Source organism: Bacillota bacterium, from assembly GCA_040757085.1.
GTDB lineage: Bacteria > Bacillota > Sulfobacillia > JACIYH01 > JACIYH01 > JACIYH01.
Window position 1 is genome coordinate 13,978 of record JBFLXJ010000030.1, and the last position, 16,376, is coordinate 30,353.

Genomic DNA, 16,376 nt, shown 5'->3' on the forward strand with positions numbered 1-16,376 from the left:
GACCATGGTTGAGGAACTGGTCCTGGAGTTCGAGGTGAGGGGCCTGGACTTCGCGGCGGTAGGAGAGGCTTCCGGCAGCATCAAGCGCACCCTGCAGCAGGTGGGGATGGAGGCGTCGCTGGTGCGGCGGGCCGCCGTGTGTGCTTTCGAGGTAGAAACCAACATTGTGATCCATGCCAGGCGGGGCGTGGTGCGGGCCCGCATCTCCCCGCAGCGGGTGGTCGTGGAGGCCGAGGACGAGGGGCCAGGTATCCCCGATCTGGAGCTCGCCATGCAGGAAGGTTACTCCACCGCGCCCGCCTACGTCCGCGAGATGGGCTTCGGGGCGGGCATGGGCTTTTCTAACATGCGGCGGTGCTCGGACCATATGGAGGTGTCCACCGAGGTGGGCAAGGGCACCCGGGTTCGGCTCGTCATCGAGGTGGGCAAAGCATGAGCCAGGGCGGGTACTTCCACTCGGTGCGGCTGGACCTGGCCAAGTGCAAGGGGTGCACCAACTGCATCAAGCGCTGCCCGGTGGAGGCCATCCGGGTGCGCGAGGGCAAGGCCCGGATTATGGAAGAACGCTGCATCGACTGCGGCGAGTGCGTGCGGGTATGCCCCAACCACGCCAAGTACGTGGTCACGGATGGCCTGGAGCGTTTGCAGGACTTCCGTTGCCGGGTCGCCCTGCCCGCACCGGCCTTTTACGGGCAGTTCCGCCCGGACGTCCCGCCCGGGGCTGTGCTCGCCGCCCTGCTGGGAGCGGGGTTCGACGGGGTATTCGAGGTGGCGGTGGCGGCTGAGGCGGTTACCCTGGCCACCCGGGCGTACCTGGAGCGGGGCATGCCGCGGGCGGCCCGTCCTCTCATCTCTTCGGCCTGTCCCGCGGTGATCCGGCTCATGCAGGTGCGGTTCCCCACCCTCCTGCCCCACATCATCCCGGTGGAGACCCCCATGGAGATAGCAGCCCGCCTGGCCAAAGAGGAAATGGCGCGGGAGCGGGGCGTGAATCCCCGCGAGATCGGTGCATTTTTCATCACCCCCTGCGCGGCCAAGGTCACGGCTGCCAAGCAGCCCGAGGGGAGCCTGGTGAGCAGCGTGGACGGGGTGCTCTCCATGAGCGCCATGTACGCCGAAGTCCTCCGGCGACTGCCCGACGTCGACCTGAGCGGGGAACTGCACCGCTCCTCGGGCATGGGTATTGGCTGGGGGGCGGCAGGGGGCGAAGGCCGGGCCCTGGGAACGGGCACTGTCCTGGCCGTGGACGGCATCCACAATGTGGTGACCGTGCTGGAAGAGGTGGAGCGGGGGACGCTGTCGGACGTCGACTTCATCGAGGCCCAGGCCTGCGTGGGAGGCTGCATCGGAGGGCCGCTGGCAGTTCAGAACCCGTTCATCAGCCGGGTGCGGATGCGCCGCCTGGTGGAGGAGTACGGCAAGCGGGGTCCCGGAGTGGACGAGGCCGAGGTGAGGCGGCGGTTCCGGCAGGGTTTCTTTGACATGGTCAAGCCCATCGGGCCCCGCCCCGTCCTGCGCCTGGACGAGGACGTCACCCGGGCCATCCGCAAGATGGACCGCCTGGAGAAGACGCTGGCCCGCCTGCCCGGCCTGGACTGCGGCGCCTGCGGGTCCCCTACGTGTCGCGCCCTGGCCGAGGATATCGTCAGGGAGCGTGCCTTCGAGACCGATTGCATTTTCCAGTTGCGAGAGCATCTCGAGGAGCTGGCAGAGCGCATGGTGCAACTCACCCGCATCGTGCCTCCAGCTCTCTCCAGGGACAAGGCCCCCGGTGGAGGTGGCGGCGGTGAACCTGAAGACCGTGGTTGAGAAGCTGGGCCTGGAGGTGCTGACGGGGTCGGCTCACCTGGACCGGGACGTTACCGGGGGGTATGTGAGCGACCTTCTGTCGGACGTGATGGCCAACGCCGTGTCGGGCCAGGTCTGGATGACCATCCAGACCCACCAGAACGTGGTGGCGGTGGCCAGCCTGGCCAATCTGGCGGGTGTCATCATTACCTCGGGCAAGAAGCCCGATGCCGAGACCCTGCAACGGGCCGACACCGAAGGAGTGGTGATCATGCGATCGCCCTATCCCACCTTCCGGGTGGCTGGCGAACTCTGGAGGCTTTTGGGCGGGGCGGGTTAGATGGCCCGGCTGCGCCGGTGGCGGGCGGACCTGCACGTGCACACGGCCCTGTCGCCCTGCGCCGACGATGACATGAGTCCCTGGCGGGTGGTGGCGGCGGCACAGGTGGCGGGGCTTGACCTGATTGCGGTGACCGATCACAACTCCTGCCGGCAGGTACGGGCGGTGATGGAAGTGGGGAGGACGGCCGATCTGGCGGTGATCCCGGGCATGGAAGTGCAGACGCGGGAAGACGTGCACCTGGTGTGTCTCTTCGACACCCCGGAGCAGGCGGAAAGCTGGGGAGAAGAGGTATACCGTCACCTGCCGGCGCGCTCCAATCCCGAGCAAACCTTCGGAAGGCAACTCCTCTTTGATGCCTGCGACCGGCCGGCCGGTAAGGAGGAACGATTGCTGCTGTGTGCCTGCGACCTGGGGGTCGAGCAGGTGGTGCAGCGCGTTACCGCCATGGGCGGCCTGGTCGTGCCCGCTCACGTCGACCGCCAGGCCTACGGCCTGGTGTACACGCTGGGTTTCTTTCCTCCCGGCCTGGACCTGCTGGCAGCCGAGATTTCCGGGCGGGAAGCGGAGGAAGCCGTGAGGACCCGGTTCCCCCAGCTGGGCGACATCCGCCTGTATTCGGCTTCCGACGCCCACAGGCTGGAGGAAATCGGGCTCCACCCCAGCTTCTTTTGCCTGAAGGAGCCCACGGTGGCGGAACTGGGACTGGCTTTCCGGGGGGTGGGGGGAAGGAACGTGGTGATCTGCCCCAAGTAGGGGCGGTCTTCCTGCTGACAGGAGGGAGGGTGATCGTCTGCCACAGGTGACGTGGCAACTGCTGCAGCTTCAGAGAGGAGGGAGATCGTGGCACAGGTGGCAGCCCTCAGCCCCACGCTGAGGGAGGAAGCGAGTCAAATCATCGCCGGGTACCGGGGGCAACCCAGCGGCCTGATCCAGGTGCTATCGCGCCTCCAGGAGAAACTTGGTTACCTGCCCCGTGACGTCCTGAAAGAGGTGGCGGACACCCTGGACGTAGCACTGACGGATGTGTACGGGGTGGTGACCTTTTACGCGCTGTTCACCTTGAAGCCCCGGGGGCGTCACACCATCAACCTGTGCAAGGGGACGGCGTGTTACGTGCGGGGGGCGGCTCAACTGATAGAGCGCCTCCGGAAGGACTACGGGCTCAAACCGGGCGACACGACCGACGATGGGCGCTTCACCCTGGAGGTCGTCCGGTGCCTGGGGGCGTGCGGGCTGGGTCCGGCGGTGATGATCGACAAAGACGTGCACGCTCGCGTCAAGCCTGAGAAACTGGGGGAAATCCTGAGCAGGTACGAGTAGGGGGACGACGGTGCACGAACTGGCCCTCCACATCCTTGACCTCTTCCGCAACGCCGTGGAAGCGGGGGCCCGCACGGTGCAGATAACGGTGCGGGAGGACACCGCTTCCGACCGGCTCGAGATCGAGGTACGGGACGATGGGCGGGGGATGACCCCCGACCAGGTGCGCACCGCCTGTGACCCCTTTTACACCACGCGCCTCACCCGACGGGTGGGGATGGGGCTTGCTCTTCTGGAAGCTGCCGCCCGGGCGGCGGGGGGCGACCTGCGGATCGAATCGTCGCCCGGGCAAGGTACGCGGGTGACCGCTACTTTCCAACTTAGCCACATCGACCGGGCCCCTCTAGGGGACATGGCTGCCACCCTGGAGGTGGCTGCGGCCGAGCCCGCGGTGGAGGTGGAGTACGAACACTGGCGGGACCGCCGCGTTTTCCGTTTCTCCACCCGGGAACTGGACGGGTTTCTGGGGGTGAGCGCCCGTGATGACCCCCGGGTACTGGCCTGGATTAACCGCCACGTAGCCGAAGGGGAAAGGGCGTTGAGTTCCGCGGTTTGTCAAGGTTGCAAGGGGGTGGAGTCGAGGTGAAATCGCTGGAAGATCTGGCCCGGCTGCGGGACGAGGTGCGGGAACGTATGAAGGTGCGGGAGGGCGCCCGAGCTGTGCGCATCACGGTGGGCATGGGTACCTGCGGCATCGCTGCGGGTGCCCGTGACGTGATGGCTGCCCTCCTGGACGAACTGAGCAAGCGGGGGTTGACCGACGTAACCGTGACCCAGACGGGGTGCGCGGGGCTGTGCGAGTACGAGCCCCTGGTGGAGGTGAGCCGGCCCGGCCAGCCCAAGGTGACTTACTCGTACGTAACGCCGGAGAAGATTCGTCAGATCGTGGCCCAGCACGTGGTGAACGGACAGATCATCGGTGAATGGGTGCTGGCGGCCAGGTAGCCGGAGGGAGGAGTAGCCATGGAGCTTTACCGCGCCCACGTGCTCGTGTGTGCTGGGGCCGGCTGCCTTTCCTCCGGGTGCAAGGCGGTGGAGGAAGAATTGCTGGCTGCCATCCGGGAGCACGGGCTGGACAGAGAAGTGCGGGTGGTGGAGACGGGGTGCATGGGTCCCTGTGACCTGGGTCCCATGATCGTGGTCTACCCCGAGGGGGTGTTTTACCGGAAGCTGACCCCTGCGGACGCCCGCACCATCGCTGAAGAGCACCTGCTCAAGGGTCGCGTCGTGGAGCGCCTGGTATACCGTCTACCGGAGACGGGAGTCCAGGTTCCCGAACGGGAGCAGATACCCTTTTTCCAGCGCCAGGTGCGCATTGCCCTGCGCAACTGCGGCCGTATAGACCCGGAGCGGGTGGAGGAGTACATCGCCTGCGACGGCTACGCCGCCCTGGGCAAGGTGCTTTCCTCCATGAAGCCGGAGGAGGTAATCGACTACCTGAAGCGCTCCGGCCTGCGGGGGCGGGGCGGGGCGGGCTTCCCCACCGGCCTAAAGTGGGAGTTCGCCATGAAGGCCCAGGGGACGCCGAAGTACGTGGTATGTAATGCCGACGAGGGTGACCCGGGTGCCTTCATGGACCGCAGCATACTGGAGGGTGACCCCCACACGGTCCTGGAGGGCATGGCCATCTGCGGCTACACCATCGGGGCCAGGCAGGGGTACTTATACGTGCGGGCCGAGTACCCCCTGGCGGTGGAACGGCTGGGGAAGGCCATTGCCCAAGCCTACGAGTACGGGCTGCTGGGGGACAACATCTTCGGCACCGGCTTCTCGTTCCACGTGGAAATCCGGGTGGGGGCAGGAGCATTCGTGTGCGGTGAGGAAACCGCCCTGCTTGCCTCCATCGAGGGCCGACGGGGCGAGCCCCGTCCGCGGCCGCCATTCCCCGCCAACGAAGGGTTGTGGGGCAAGCCCACGGTCATCAATAACGTGGAGACCTGGGCCAACATTCCCCCCATCATCCTCAATGGTCCGGAGTGGTTCGCGCGCCTGGGGACGGAACGGTCCAAGGGCACCAAGGTGTTCGCCCTGGCCGGCAAGATCAACAACACCGGCCTGGTGGAGGTACCCATGGGGACCACGCTGGGGGAAATCATCTTTGACATCGGTGGTGGTATCCCCAGGGGGAAGAAGTTCAAGGCTGCCCAGACCGGCGGGCCCTCGGGCGGCTGCATCCCGGCCGAGTACCTCAATACCCCGGTCGATTACGAGTCCCTGGCTGCGCTGGGGACGATCATGGGGTCGGGCGGCCTCATCGTGACCGACGAGGACACCTGCATGGTCGACTTCTCCAAGTTCTTCCTGGAATTTGTCCAGGATGAGTCGTGCGGTAAGTGCACGCCCTGCCGGGTGGGCACCAAGCGCATGCTGGAGATCCTGGAACGCATCACCCGGGGTGAAGGCCGAGAGGGCGACGTCGAATTGCTCATCGAGCTGGGGCAGCAGATCAAGAATTCCGCCCTGTGCGGCCTGGGCCAGACGGCGCCCAACCCGGTCCTCTCCACCATCAGGTACTTCCGCGAGGAGTACGACGCCCACATCCGCGACAAGCGGTGCCCGGCCTCGGTGTGTGCGGCGCTCTTCACGTCGCCCTGCCAGAACACCTGCCCGGCCGGCATCGACATCCCCATATACATCGACCACATCCGCAACGGGCGCTTCCGCGACGCGTACTTCACCATCAAGCGCGACAACCCGCTGGCGGCCGTGTGCGGGCGCGTGTGCGACCATCCCTGCGAGTCCAGGTGCCGCCGCAGCCAGATCGACGAGCCCATGGCCATCCGGCTGCTCAAGCGGGCCGCCACCGACTGGGTGCTTGAGCACGAGGGGCGCCTTCCCAACTTCGCCCCTGCTCCGTCCAACGGTATGAGGGTGGCGGTCGTGGGTTCGGGCCCGGCCGGCCTGACCTGCGCTCACTTCCTGGCCCTGAAGGGGTACCGGGTGACGGTGTTCGAGGCCCTGCCCGTGGCCGGTGGCATGCTGGCCGTGGGCATCCCCGAGTACCGGTTGCCACGCCACGTGCTGGAGGCCGAGATTAAGTCCATCACCGACCTGGGGGTCGAGATCAAGACGGGCGTCCGGGTCGGGAAGGACATCACCCTGGAGGAGCTGAAGGGGCAGGGTTACCGGGCCATCTTCCTGGCGGTGGGCGCCCACGGCAGCCAGCCCCTGGGCGTTAAGGGCGAGGAGATGGCCGGTGTCTACGCGGGCGTGGAGTTCCTGCGCCGGGTGAACCTGGGGCAGGCTCCGGACTTCAGGGGCAAGACCGTAGTAGTGGTGGGCGGCGGCAACGTGGCCATCGATGCGGCCCGTACTGCCTTGCGCCTGGGCGCGAAAGAGGTGCACGTCGTGTACCGCCGGCGCCGGGAAGACATGCCCGCCATCCCCGACGAGATCGCAGAGGCCGAACATGAGGGGATCAGGTTCACCTTTCTGGCCGCCCCGGCTTGGGTGGTGGGGAAGGATGGCAGGGTAACTGGACTGGCCTGCCAGCGCATGACCCTGGGCGAGTTCGATGCCAGCGGCCGCCGCAAGCCGGTCCCGCAGCCGGGGTCCGAGTTCATCGTGCCCGCCGACGTGGTGATTTCCGCCGTAGGCCAGACCGTGGAAGCCGAGTTCGCCACCGGCAATGGGGCCCTGGCCCGCGGGCGGGGCGGGGTGTTCGTGGTGGATTCCCGGACCATGGCCACCAACCTGGAGGGTGTGTTTGCCGGCGGCGACTGCACCCTGGGTCCGGCCAGCGTGATCGAAGCGGTGGCGGCGGGCAAGCGCGCGGCCGCCTCCATCGACCGCTACCTGGGCGGCGACGGCAACGTAGTGCTGGAGCAGCCCGTGGAGCGGAAGCTCTCCGGTGAGTTGCTGGAAAAGGAGACGCCGCGGCGCAAGGTGACCGTGCTGCCGCCCGAGAAGAGGTGCGACTCCTTCCGGGAAGTGGAGCTGGGCTACAACTACGAGGTGGCCATGGCCGAGGCGGCCCGTTGCCTGCGCTGCGACGTGAAGTAGGGGGTAGGGCGGCAATGGCAAAGGTAACCCTGACCATAGACGGGCGCAAGGTGGAAGCCGAACGCGGGATGACCGTGCTCCAGGCGGCCCGCCTGGCCGGTATCAATATCCCCACCCTGTGCTACCTGGAGAACCTGAACGCCATCGGGGCCTGCCGGGTGTGCGTGGTGGAGGTCAAGGGAGCGAAGACCCTGCAGGCTTCCTGCGTCCTCCCCGTGGCGGACGGCATGGAGGTGTGGACCAACTCCCCCGCGGTGCGGGCGTCGCGCCGCCTTACGGTGGAGTTGCTCCTCTCCGACCACCCCACCGAATGCACGACCTGTATCCGTAACGGAACCTGCGAACTGCAAGCCCTGGCCGAGTCCCTGGGCATCCGCCGGGTGCGCTTTGAGGGAGAAAAGCACGGGGGGACGGTGGACGAATCCAGCCCCTCCATAGTGCGGGACAACCGCAAGTGCATACTGTGCCGTCGCTGCGTGGCGGTGTGCGAGAAGGTGCAGTCGGTGAAGGCCATCGGTCCTCAGGAGCGGGGCTTCGAGACGGCCATCGCTCCGCCCTTCGACCTACCCCTGGCCGACTCGGTGTGCGTGAATTGCGGCCAGTGCACCCTGGTATGCCCGACCGGGGCCCTCCACGAGCGGGATGACACCGAACTGGTCTGGCAGGCCCTGGCCGATCCCAAAAAGCACGTGGTGGTGCAGACGGCCCCGGCCACGCGCGTCACCGTGGGTGAGATGTTCGGAATGCCCCCGGGGAGCGTGGTGACGGGGAAGATGGTGGCGGCCCTGCGCCGCCTGGGGTTCGACCGGGTCTTCGACACCGACTTCACTGCCGACCTGACCATCGTGGAAGAAGGGTATGAGCTGGTGCACCGCCTGCGGGACGGCGGGGTGCTCCCTATGATCACCTCCTGCAGCCCGGGGTGGATCAAGTTCATCGAGACCTTCTTCCCGGAAATGCTGCCCAACCTCTCAACCTGCAAGTCGCCCCAGCAGATGTTTGGGGCGCTGGCCAAGACCTATTACGCGCGCAAGGTGGGTATCGATCCTGCTGACATCTTCGTGGTTTCCATCATGCCGTGCACGGCCAAGAAGTTCGAGGCCCGGCGCCCGGAGATGACCGACTCCGGATACCCGGACATCGACGCCGTACTCACCTCGCGCGAACTGGGTCGCATGCTGAAGGAGGCGGGCATCGTCTTCGATGCCCTCCCCGAGGAACCGTACGACGATCCCCTGGGAGTTTCGACCGGGGCCGCTGCCATATTTGGCGCCACCGGTGGCGTGATGGAGGCGGCCCTGCGCACTGCGTACGAGGTGGTGACGGGTAAGGCCCTGTCCAGTCTCGATTTCGAGGCGGTACGGGGTATGGAGGGGATCAAAGAGGCCACCGTGGACCTCGACGGCACCCAGGTGCGGGTGGCGGTGGCCCATACCCTGGGCAACGCCCGCAGGGTGCTGGAGGCGGTGAAGTCGGGTCGGGCTCAGTACCACTTCATCGAAATCATGGCCTGTCCCGGCGGCTGCATCGGCGGTGGCGGCCAACCCATCCCCACTACCGACGAGATACGCAAAAAGCGCATCGAGGCCATCTACCGGGTGGACAGGGACATGCCGCTGCGCAAGTCCCACGAAAACCCGGTGATCCGGGTGCTGTACCAGGAGTTCCTGGGCGAGCCCAACTCCCACAAGGCCCACGAGCTCCTGCACACGCACTACCAGCCCCGCTATCAGTACGCCAAGCTGTAAAGGAGGGAAGGAGATGGGTAAGGCGAGCCTAGAGGTTCCTCGCCAGCATACGACCCCCGGGCAGGAGACCGTTCCCCGCCAGGAGATGACCCGGGTGCGGGAGATCATCTCCCGCCTGCGGGATCGACCGGCACCCCTTCTGCCCATCCTGCAGGCCATTCAGAAGGAGATGGGCTGGATATCGGAGGAGGCCATGGTGGAGGTGGCAGAAGCCCTGGGTGTCCACCCCAGCCAGGTCTACGGGGTCACCACCTTCTATACCCTGTTTGCCACCCGGCCCAAGGGCCAGCACGTGATCAGGGTGTGCGCCAGCGCTCCCTGTCACGTGCCGGGAGCGGGCGCGGTGCTGGAAGCCCTCAAGAAGGCCCTGGGAGTGGACGTGGGGCAGACCACGCCCGACGGGAAGTTCACCCTGGAACTCACCAGTTGCATCGGGGTATGCGGGGTGGCGCCCGCCATCATGATCGACGACCAGGTGTACGGGAACCTGAAGCCGGCTGACATCGGGGCCATCCTGGCCCGCTACTAGGGAGGGGGAGGGAGATGCTGTATCGAGCCCACGTGCTGGTATGTAACGGGACCAACTGCAGCCTGAAGGGCTCACCCGAGATCCAGAAGGAGTTCTCCCGGCTCCTTCCCGAGTACGGGCTGGACAAAGAGGTCAAAGTGGTGGAAACCGGGTGTTTCGGGCTGTGCGAGTACGGGCCCACCGTGGTGGTGTTCCCCGAAGGGACCTTCTACGCAGGGGTCAAGGTGTCTGACGTCCGCGAGATCGTCTCCGAGCACCTGTACAAAGGTAGGGTGGTGAAGCGGCTCCTGTATCAGGTCCCGCCGGCGGCCAAACCGGTGCAGGTCTACCCGGAGGTGGACTACTTCCGCCACCAGGTGCGGGTGGTGCTGCGCAATTGCGGTCTCATAGACCCCGAGTCCATCGAGGAATACATCGCCCGTGGCGGCTACCAGGCACTGGGGAAAGCCCTGACTGCCATGACCCCTGCCCAGGTGGTGGAAGAAATGAAGGCCTCCGGCCTGCGGGGCCGGGGCGGGGCGGGGTTCCCCACCGGGCTCAAATGGCAGTTCGCCGCCCGTGCAGACGGCTCGGGCCCCAAGTACGTGGTGTGCAATGCCGACGAGGGCGAGCCCGGCACATTCAAGGACCGCCTGATCCTGGAAGGGGATCCCCACTCGGTGCTGGAGGGCATGCTGATCGCCGGGTACGCAGTGGGTGCGCACCAGGGCTATGTGTACATCCGGGGTGAGTACGTCCTCTCCATCGAGCGGCTCCAGAAGGCCATTGCCCAGGCCCGGGAGATGGGCCTGCTGGGGAAGAACATCCTGGGCTCGGGATTTGATTTCGACGTGGAGATCCGCCTGGGCGCCGGTGCCTACGTGTGCGGCGAAGAGACGGCCCTGTTCGAGTCCCTGGAGGGGGGCCGGGGCGAGCCCCGCATCAAGCCTCCCTACCCCACCGACGTGGGCCTGTTCGGTCGTCCCACCGTGATCAACAACGTGGAAACCCTGGCCAACGTGCCCCTGATCATCGAACGGGGTGCCTCCTGGTTCCGCACCCTGGGGACGCAGAAGACGCCCGGCACCAAGGTGTTCACCCTCACCGGGGACATCGTCAACGCCGGGCTCATCGAAGTGCCCATGGGGATCACCCTGCGGGAGATCATCTACAACATCGGCGGCGGAATCCCCAACGGACGGCAGTTCAAGCTGGCCCAGACGGGCGGCACCTCGGGCGGCGTCATCCCACCCGAACTACTGGACGTACCCATGGATTACGACAGCCTGGCCGCCCATGGTTCAGCCCTGGGTTCGGGAGCATTGCTGATCATCGACGACTCCCACTGCATCGTGGACGTGGCGAAATCCTTCTCCTTCTTCTTCCTGCACGAGTCGTGCGGCAAGTGCACGCCCTGCCGGGAGGGGACGCTGCAGTTGCACCGCATCATGGAGCGCATCAGTAGCGGGGAAGCCACCAGGACCGACCTGGAGAACATGAAGACCCTGGCCCAGGCCATGTACGTGGCCCCGCTGTGCCCGCTGGGTCAGACGGCTCCCCTGCCCCTGATGAGCACGCTGAAGTGGTTCGAGTCCGAGTACCTGGCCCACGTGGTGGGTAAGACCTGTCCCGCCGGGGTGTGCCCCATGAACGGTGCCTCGGCGCGCGCCGGCGCTACGCACGCTGCCGCAGCCGCCGTGGGTGCCGCGCGCACCGGGTCGGCCCGGGCGGTAACAGCGGCGAGGGAGGTGTAGCCATGGACCTGGTCAATGTCACCATCGACGGCCAGACGCTGAGCGTACCCAAAGGGTTCACCATCCTGGAGGCGGCCCGGCTGGCCGGCATCGACATCCCCACCCTGTGCCACCACCCCGACCAGGAGGCGAAAGCCGTCTGCCGGGTGTGCGTGGTGGAGGTGCAGGGGTCCCGCACCCTGCAGGCTGCCTGTGCCTATCCGGTGACGGAGGGCATGGTGGTTCGCACCAACACCCCCCTCGTGCGGCAGACGCGGCGTACCGTGGTGGAACTGATGCTGGCCCGCCACCCGGCCGACTGCACCAGTTGCGTGCGCAATCTGCACTGTGAGCTGCAGGCCCTGGCCGAGCGCCTGGGTATCCGGGAAGTCAGGTTCGGGCGCGAGGAAAAGGGTCTCCCGCTGGACGAGTCCAACCCGGCCATCGTGCGCGATCCCAACAAGTGCATCCTGTGCCGGCGGTGCGTGGAGGCGTGCCACAGTGTGCAGGGCGTGGGCATCCTGTACCCGGTGCACCGGGGGGCGGACGCCATCGTGGCTCCGGCCTTCGAGAAGCCTCTGGCGGAACTGCCCTGCGTGTACTGCGGCCAGTGCATCAACGCCTGCCCGGTGGGGGCTATCTATGAGGTGGACCACACGGAGCGGGTGTGGAAGGCCCTGCACGACCCGAGCAAGCACGTGGTTGTGCAGACGGCTCCCGCCACCCGGGTGTCCCTGGGGGAGGAGATGGGGCTGGGTGTGGGGGCCATCGTGACCGGCAAGATGGTGGCAGCCCTGCGGCGGTTGGGGTTCGACCGCGTCTTCGACACCAACTTCACCGCCGACCTCACCATCATCGAGGAAGGACACGAGCTCATCCATCGCCTGACCCACGGCGGCGTGCTGCCCATGATGACCTCGTGCAGCCCGGGCTGGATCAAGTTCCTGGAACACTACTACCCGGAGTTCATCCCCAACGTCTCCACGTGCAAGTCGCCGCAGCAGATGTTCGGGGCCCTGGCTAAGACGTACTACGCGGAGAAGGTGGGCCTGAAGCCAGAGGACATCTACGTGGTCTCGATCATGCCCTGTACGGCCAAGAAGTTCGAGGCCCAGCGGCCCGAGATGGACGACTCCGGGGTACAGGACGTGGACGCTGTGCTCACCGTGCGGGAACTGGGACGCATGATCCGCGAGGCGGGCATCGACGTGACCGCCCTGCCCGAGGAAGAATACGACGATCCCCTGGGGATCTCCACCGGTGCGGCTGCCATCTTCGGCGCCACGGGCGGGGTGATGGAGGCTGCCCTGCGCACGGCATACGAGGTGGTGACGGGCAGACAGGCGCCCAGGCTGGACTTCGAGGAAGTGCGCGGCCTGCGGGGGATCAAGGAGGCGGCCGTGGACATGGACGGCACCCGGGTGAAGGTGGCGGTGACCCACAGCCTGGGCCATGCCCGCCGCCTCCTGGAAGCGATCAAGGCGGGCCAGGCCGAGTACCACTTCATCGAGATCATGTGCTGTCCGGGTGGCTGCATCGGCGGCGGCGGCCAGCCGGTGCCCACCACAAACGAGGCGCGGCAGCGCCGCATCGACGCCATCTACCAGGTGGACCGTAACCTGCCCCTGCGCAAGTCCCACGAAAACCCGGCCATCCAGGCCCTGTACCGGGAGTTCCTGGGCGAGCCGCTGGGGGAGAAATCCCACCACCTGCTGCACACCCACTACGAGGCGCGGCCGCGTTACCAGAGGGGCTGACGGGAGGCGGAGATTGCCAGCAGCGGGACCTTGTGATACAATGCACTTGGCGAACTGACGGGTAGGCTCATCCGGCCCGGAGGTCGCCGCAACACCAGGTGTGACAACAGCCCTGAGGGAAGGGGAGCGCCTGAACCGAGGGGGCCGGGGCGGCAGCGGCCCGGTCTTGTGAGGACGGTAACAAGGGCTCGCCTTCGCTCGGGGGAGCGACGGCGAGCCCCTCTTTTATGGGGCGGGTCCAGGCGTACGCCGGGCTGGGGCCGGGCAGGAGGAGGGTCCCACGTGGAGACGGAAGGAGCCATGCGCCGGGTGGGCGTGGTGGGGATTATCATCACCGACCGCGGGCGGGTGGCGGCCAGGGTACAGGATATCCTCTCCCAGTTCGGGGACATGATCGTGGGCCGCATGGGCATCCCCTATCGGGAGCGGGACCTGGCGGTCATCGCCCTCATCGTGGACGGTACCACCGACCAGGTGGGGGCCCTTACTGGCAAGCTGGGACAATTACCCGGGGTGATGGTGCGCAGCGCCCTGGCCCCGCCGCTGGCGGCGGCTCCCTTGCGCAGGGAAGGTGAACAGAATGGTGGACACGCTGCAGGAAGCTGAGTTGTTCTGGGAGGTTCTGGAGCGCGCCCGCAGGCGGCCGGGGGAGATCGGACGGCAGGAGGTCCTCACCCTGCTGGAGGGTTCTGTCGATCCGTCGGCCCGGGATGCCCTGTTCCGGGCGGCGGATGAGGTGCGGCGGCGTTATCTGGGCGATGAGGTACACCTGCGCGGGATCATTGAGTTCTCCAACTACTGTGTGCGCAACTGCCACTACTGCGGGCTGCGGGCCGGGAACCGTTTCGTCGAGCGCTACCGCATGACTCCGGCCCAGATAGTGACCATAGCCGAGAGGGCAGCCCGGTTGAGCCTGGGCACGGTGGTGCTGCAGTCGGGTGAGGATCCTTTTTGGGATGGGGAGAGTCTCGCCGGGGTGATCCACGAGATCAAGCGGCGCACCGGGCTGGCGGTCACCGTGTCGGTGGGCGACCGTCCCCGGGAGGATTATGCGTGCTGGCGGGAGGCGGGAGCAGACCGCTACCTGCTCAAGCACGAGACCGCCGATGCCGATCTGTTCCGCCGCCTGCGCCCAGGCACCACTCTGGCCGGGCGGCTGAAGGCGTTGCGTGACCTGCGGGAATTGGGATACCAGGTGGGTTCCGGCAACATGGTGGGGCTCCCCGGGCAGAGCCTGGCCAGCCTGGCCGACGATGTGGCCCTTTTGCAGGAACTGGACGTGGAGATGGCAGGAATCGGACCCTTCATCCCCCACCCGCAGACACCCCTGGCCGGGGCGGCATGTGGATCGGTGGATCTTACCCTTCGCGTGCTGGCGGTGGCCAGGTTGGCCCTGCCCTGGGCCCACCTGCCCGCGACCACCGCCCTGGGGACCGCCGATCCGGAGGGTAGACAAAAGGCGCTCCGCTGCGGCGCCAACGTGATCATGCCCAACGTGGGGCCTACCGAGTACCGTCCCCTCTATCAGATCTACCCGGGCAAGATTTGCCTGAGAGACGAAGCGGAAGGTTGTCTGGCCTGCCTGCGCCGCATGGTCCAGGGCCTGGGGCGGACCATCGGGCAGGGACCGGGCCATTCGCCCAAGCCCCGTTTTCGGCAGGAGCAAACGCCGGGCGAGATTTCGTCCGACGAAAAGGGAGAGGTGGAACCATGCGCGGCACTCAGGTAGCCGACTTCATTCCCCACGACGTAATCGAGGACCTGCTCCGGGAGCAGGCCCACCCCGATCCCGTGCGGGTACGGGATATCCTGCAGAAAGCCCGCGAGGCCAAAGGTCTTGAGCCCGAGGAAGTCGCGGCCCTGATCCATACCTGGCACCCCGAACTGCTCGAGGAAATGTACGCGGCCGCGCACGAGGTGAAGGAGGCCATCTACGGCAAGAGACTGGTCTTCTTTGCGCCGTTGTACTTCAGCAATTACTGCGTGAACAACTGCCGCTACTGTGGTTACCGCCGGGACAACCTGTTCCCGCGCCGTCGCCTTACCCTGGAGGAGGTGGCCGAAGAGGTCCGGGTCCTGGAGCGCATGGGGCACAAGCGCCTGGCCCTGGAGGCGGGCGAGGACCCTGTGCACTGCCCCATGGAGTACGTGGTCGACGTGATCGAGACCGTGTATGCTACCAAAGAGGGGCGGGGCGAGATCCGGCGTGTGAACGTGAATATCGCCGCCACCACGGTGGAAGAGTACCGGCTTCTCAAGCAGGCCCACATCGGCACCTACATCCTCTTCCAGGAGACGTATCACCGGCCCACCTACGAGTACATGCATCCTTCCGGCCCCAAGAGCGACTACGATTGGCACACCACGGCCATGGACCGAGCCATGGAGGCAGGGCTGGACGACGTCGGGCTGGGAGCACTGTTCGGCCTGTACGACTGGCGCTTCGAGGTGCTCGGGCTGGTGTTCCACGCCCGCCACCTGGACGAGAAATTCGGGGTGGGATGCCACACCATCTCGGTGCCCCGGCTGCGGCCCGCCACCGGCGTGGATCTTTCGCAATTCCCCTACCTGGTATCCGACGCCGACTTCAAGAAGCTCATCGCCATCCTGCGGCTGGCCGTGCCCTACACGGGCATGATCCTGTCCACCCGGGAGCGTCCCGCTTTCCGCGACGAACTGTTCGCGGTGGGCATTTCCCAGATCAGCGCCGGCTCCCGCACCGGGGTGGGCGCCTACCGCCAGGATCACACCACCGCCAGCGAGGGCGAACTGGCTGAGGCTCCCCAGTTCCAGGTGGAGGACCTGCGCACACCCGACGAGGTGATATACAGCCTGGCCCGATCCGGGTACATCCCCAGCTTCTGCACTGCCTGCTACCGGCGGGGCCGCACCGGCGAGCGCTTCATGCGCCTGGCCAGGACGGGGTGGATCCAGAACCTGTGCCAGCCCAACGCCCTGATGACGTTCAAAGAATACCTGGAAGACTACGCTTCCCCGCGCACCCGGGAGGCGGGGGAGGAATGCATCCGCCAGCACGTGGCCGAGATTCCGCATCCCGCGGTGCGACGCAAGACTGAAGAGCGCCTGCGCCTGATCGAGCAGGGCCACCGCGACCTGTACTTCTGACCGCGCACCGGTGCTACCCGGGATTCCCTGGGGATGTGGGAAAACCGGGCC

15 protein-coding genes are annotated in these 16,376 nt (G+C 66.6%); all 15 read left to right on the top strand.

Translation table 11 applies throughout. The annotated features are described in order from the left end of the window. The first annotated feature begins 4 nt into the window (after positions 1-4). The 15 genes from AB1446_11465 to hydG all read left to right on the top strand — a co-directional run bounded on the left by AB1446_11465 (position 5) and on the right by hydG (position 16,325). Complete coding sequence (locus AB1446_11465; protein MEW6547510.1) at positions 5-436, top strand: ATP-binding protein; 432 nt, start codon at positions 5-7, stop codon at positions 434-436. Beyond that, entirely contained in the window at positions 433-1,809 is a 1,377-nt protein-coding gene (locus tag AB1446_11470; GenBank protein ID MEW6547511.1) for a [Fe-Fe] hydrogenase large subunit C-terminal domain-containing protein, read from the top strand. Before AB1446_11465 ends, AB1446_11470 begins: the two co-directional genes overlap by 4 nt. Continuing rightward, on the top strand, positions 1,787-2,128 hold the full coding sequence (locus AB1446_11475; protein ID MEW6547512.1) for a DRTGG domain-containing protein: 342 nt from the start codon (positions 1,787-1,789) through the stop codon (positions 2,126-2,128). Before AB1446_11470 ends, AB1446_11475 begins: the two co-directional genes overlap by 23 nt. Then, positions 2,129-2,884, top strand: coding sequence for a PHP domain-containing protein (locus AB1446_11480; GenBank protein MEW6547513.1), 756 nt, complete (start codon positions 2,129-2,131; stop codon positions 2,882-2,884). It begins immediately after the preceding gene. 87 nt (positions 2,885-2,971) lie between these two features. Then, positions 2,972-3,451, top strand: a complete 480-nt coding sequence (gene nuoE, locus AB1446_11485) for an NADH-quinone oxidoreductase subunit NuoE (GenBank protein MEW6547514.1) — start codon at positions 2,972-2,974, stop codon at positions 3,449-3,451. A gap of 10 nt (positions 3,452-3,461) precedes the next feature. Continuing rightward, on the top strand, positions 3,462-4,037 hold the full coding sequence (locus tag AB1446_11490; protein MEW6547515.1) for an ATP-binding protein: 576 nt from the start codon (positions 3,462-3,464) through the stop codon (positions 4,035-4,037). Next, positions 4,034-4,396 carry a (2Fe-2S) ferredoxin domain-containing protein gene (locus tag AB1446_11495; GenBank protein MEW6547516.1) on the top strand — a complete coding sequence of 121 codons (363 nt, stop codon included), beginning with the start codon at positions 4,034-4,036 and terminating at the stop codon, positions 4,394-4,396. Before AB1446_11490 ends, AB1446_11495 begins: the two co-directional genes overlap by 4 nt. 18 nt (positions 4,397-4,414) lie before the next feature. Further along, positions 4,415-7,453 (top strand): NADH-quinone oxidoreductase subunit NuoF, encoded by a 3,039-nt coding sequence (gene nuoF / locus AB1446_11500; GenBank protein MEW6547517.1) that lies wholly within the window; start codon positions 4,415-4,417, stop codon positions 7,451-7,453. 14 nt (positions 7,454-7,467) lie between these two features. Continuing rightward, positions 7,468-9,201 (top strand): NADH-dependent [FeFe] hydrogenase, group A6, encoded by a 1,734-nt coding sequence (locus tag AB1446_11505; GenBank protein MEW6547518.1) that lies wholly within the window; start codon positions 7,468-7,470, stop codon positions 9,199-9,201. Between the two features lie 13 nt (positions 9,202-9,214). Then, on the top strand, positions 9,215-9,730 hold the full coding sequence (nuoE, locus tag AB1446_11510) for an NADH-quinone oxidoreductase subunit NuoE (GenBank protein MEW6547519.1): 516 nt from the start codon (positions 9,215-9,217) through the stop codon (positions 9,728-9,730). Positions 9,731-9,744: 14 nt separating this feature from the next. Next, positions 9,745-11,463 carry an NADH-quinone oxidoreductase subunit NuoF gene (gene nuoF, locus AB1446_11515; protein MEW6547520.1) on the top strand — a complete coding sequence of 573 codons (1,719 nt, stop codon included), beginning with the start codon at positions 9,745-9,747 and terminating at the stop codon, positions 11,461-11,463. A 2-nt stretch (positions 11,464-11,465) separates the two neighbouring features. Further along, the gene (locus tag AB1446_11520) at positions 11,466-13,199 is read left to right on the top strand and encodes an NADH-dependent [FeFe] hydrogenase, group A6 (protein ID MEW6547521.1); all 1,734 of its coding nucleotides are present in this window, start codon (positions 11,466-11,468) and stop codon (positions 13,197-13,199) included. A gap of 300 nt (positions 13,200-13,499) precedes the next feature. Continuing rightward, complete coding sequence (locus tag AB1446_11525; GenBank protein ID MEW6547522.1) at positions 13,500-13,805, top strand: TM1266 family iron-only hydrogenase system putative regulator; 306 nt, start codon at positions 13,500-13,502, stop codon at positions 13,803-13,805. Further along, entirely contained in the window at positions 13,780-14,928 is a 1,149-nt protein-coding gene (gene hydE / locus AB1446_11530) for a [FeFe] hydrogenase H-cluster radical SAM maturase HydE (GenBank protein MEW6547523.1), read from the top strand. Before AB1446_11525 ends, hydE begins: the two co-directional genes overlap by 26 nt. Then, a complete protein-coding gene (gene hydG / locus AB1446_11535; GenBank protein MEW6547524.1) occupies positions 14,910-16,325 on the top strand; it encodes a [FeFe] hydrogenase H-cluster radical SAM maturase HydG in 1,416 nt (471 codons plus the stop codon). The genes hydE and hydG overlap by 19 nt, the downstream gene beginning before the upstream one ends. Positions 16,326-16,376: the final 51 nt, after the last annotated feature.

Bases quoted from the DNA above. Each gene is read 5' to 3' on its own strand.
- AB1446_11465 (MEW6547510.1), top strand. From the start codon at position 5: ATGGTTGAGGAACTGGTCCTGGAGTTCGAGGTGAGGGGCCTGGACTTC.
- AB1446_11470 (MEW6547511.1), top strand. From the start codon at position 433: ATGAGCCAGGGCGGGTACTTCCACTCGGTGCGGCTGGACCTGGCCAAG.
- AB1446_11480 (MEW6547513.1), top strand. From the start codon at position 2,129: ATGGCCCGGCTGCGCCGGTGGCGGGCGGACCTGCACGTGCACACGGCC.
- nuoF (MEW6547517.1), top strand. From the start codon at position 4,415: ATGGAGCTTTACCGCGCCCACGTGCTCGTGTGTGCTGGGGCCGGCTGC.
- AB1446_11505 (MEW6547518.1), top strand. From the start codon at position 7,468: ATGGCAAAGGTAACCCTGACCATAGACGGGCGCAAGGTGGAAGCCGAA.
- nuoE (MEW6547519.1), top strand. From the start codon at position 9,215: ATGGGTAAGGCGAGCCTAGAGGTTCCTCGCCAGCATACGACCCCCGGG.
- nuoF (MEW6547520.1), top strand. From the start codon at position 9,745: ATGCTGTATCGAGCCCACGTGCTGGTATGTAACGGGACCAACTGCAGC.
- AB1446_11520 (MEW6547521.1), top strand. From the start codon at position 11,466: ATGGACCTGGTCAATGTCACCATCGACGGCCAGACGCTGAGCGTACCC.
- AB1446_11525 (MEW6547522.1), top strand. From the start codon at position 13,500: ATGCGCCGGGTGGGCGTGGTGGGGATTATCATCACCGACCGCGGGCGG.
- hydE (MEW6547523.1), top strand. From the start codon at position 13,780: ATGGTGGACACGCTGCAGGAAGCTGAGTTGTTCTGGGAGGTTCTGGAG.
- hydG (MEW6547524.1), top strand. From the start codon at position 14,910: ATGCGCGGCACTCAGGTAGCCGACTTCATTCCCCACGACGTAATCGAG.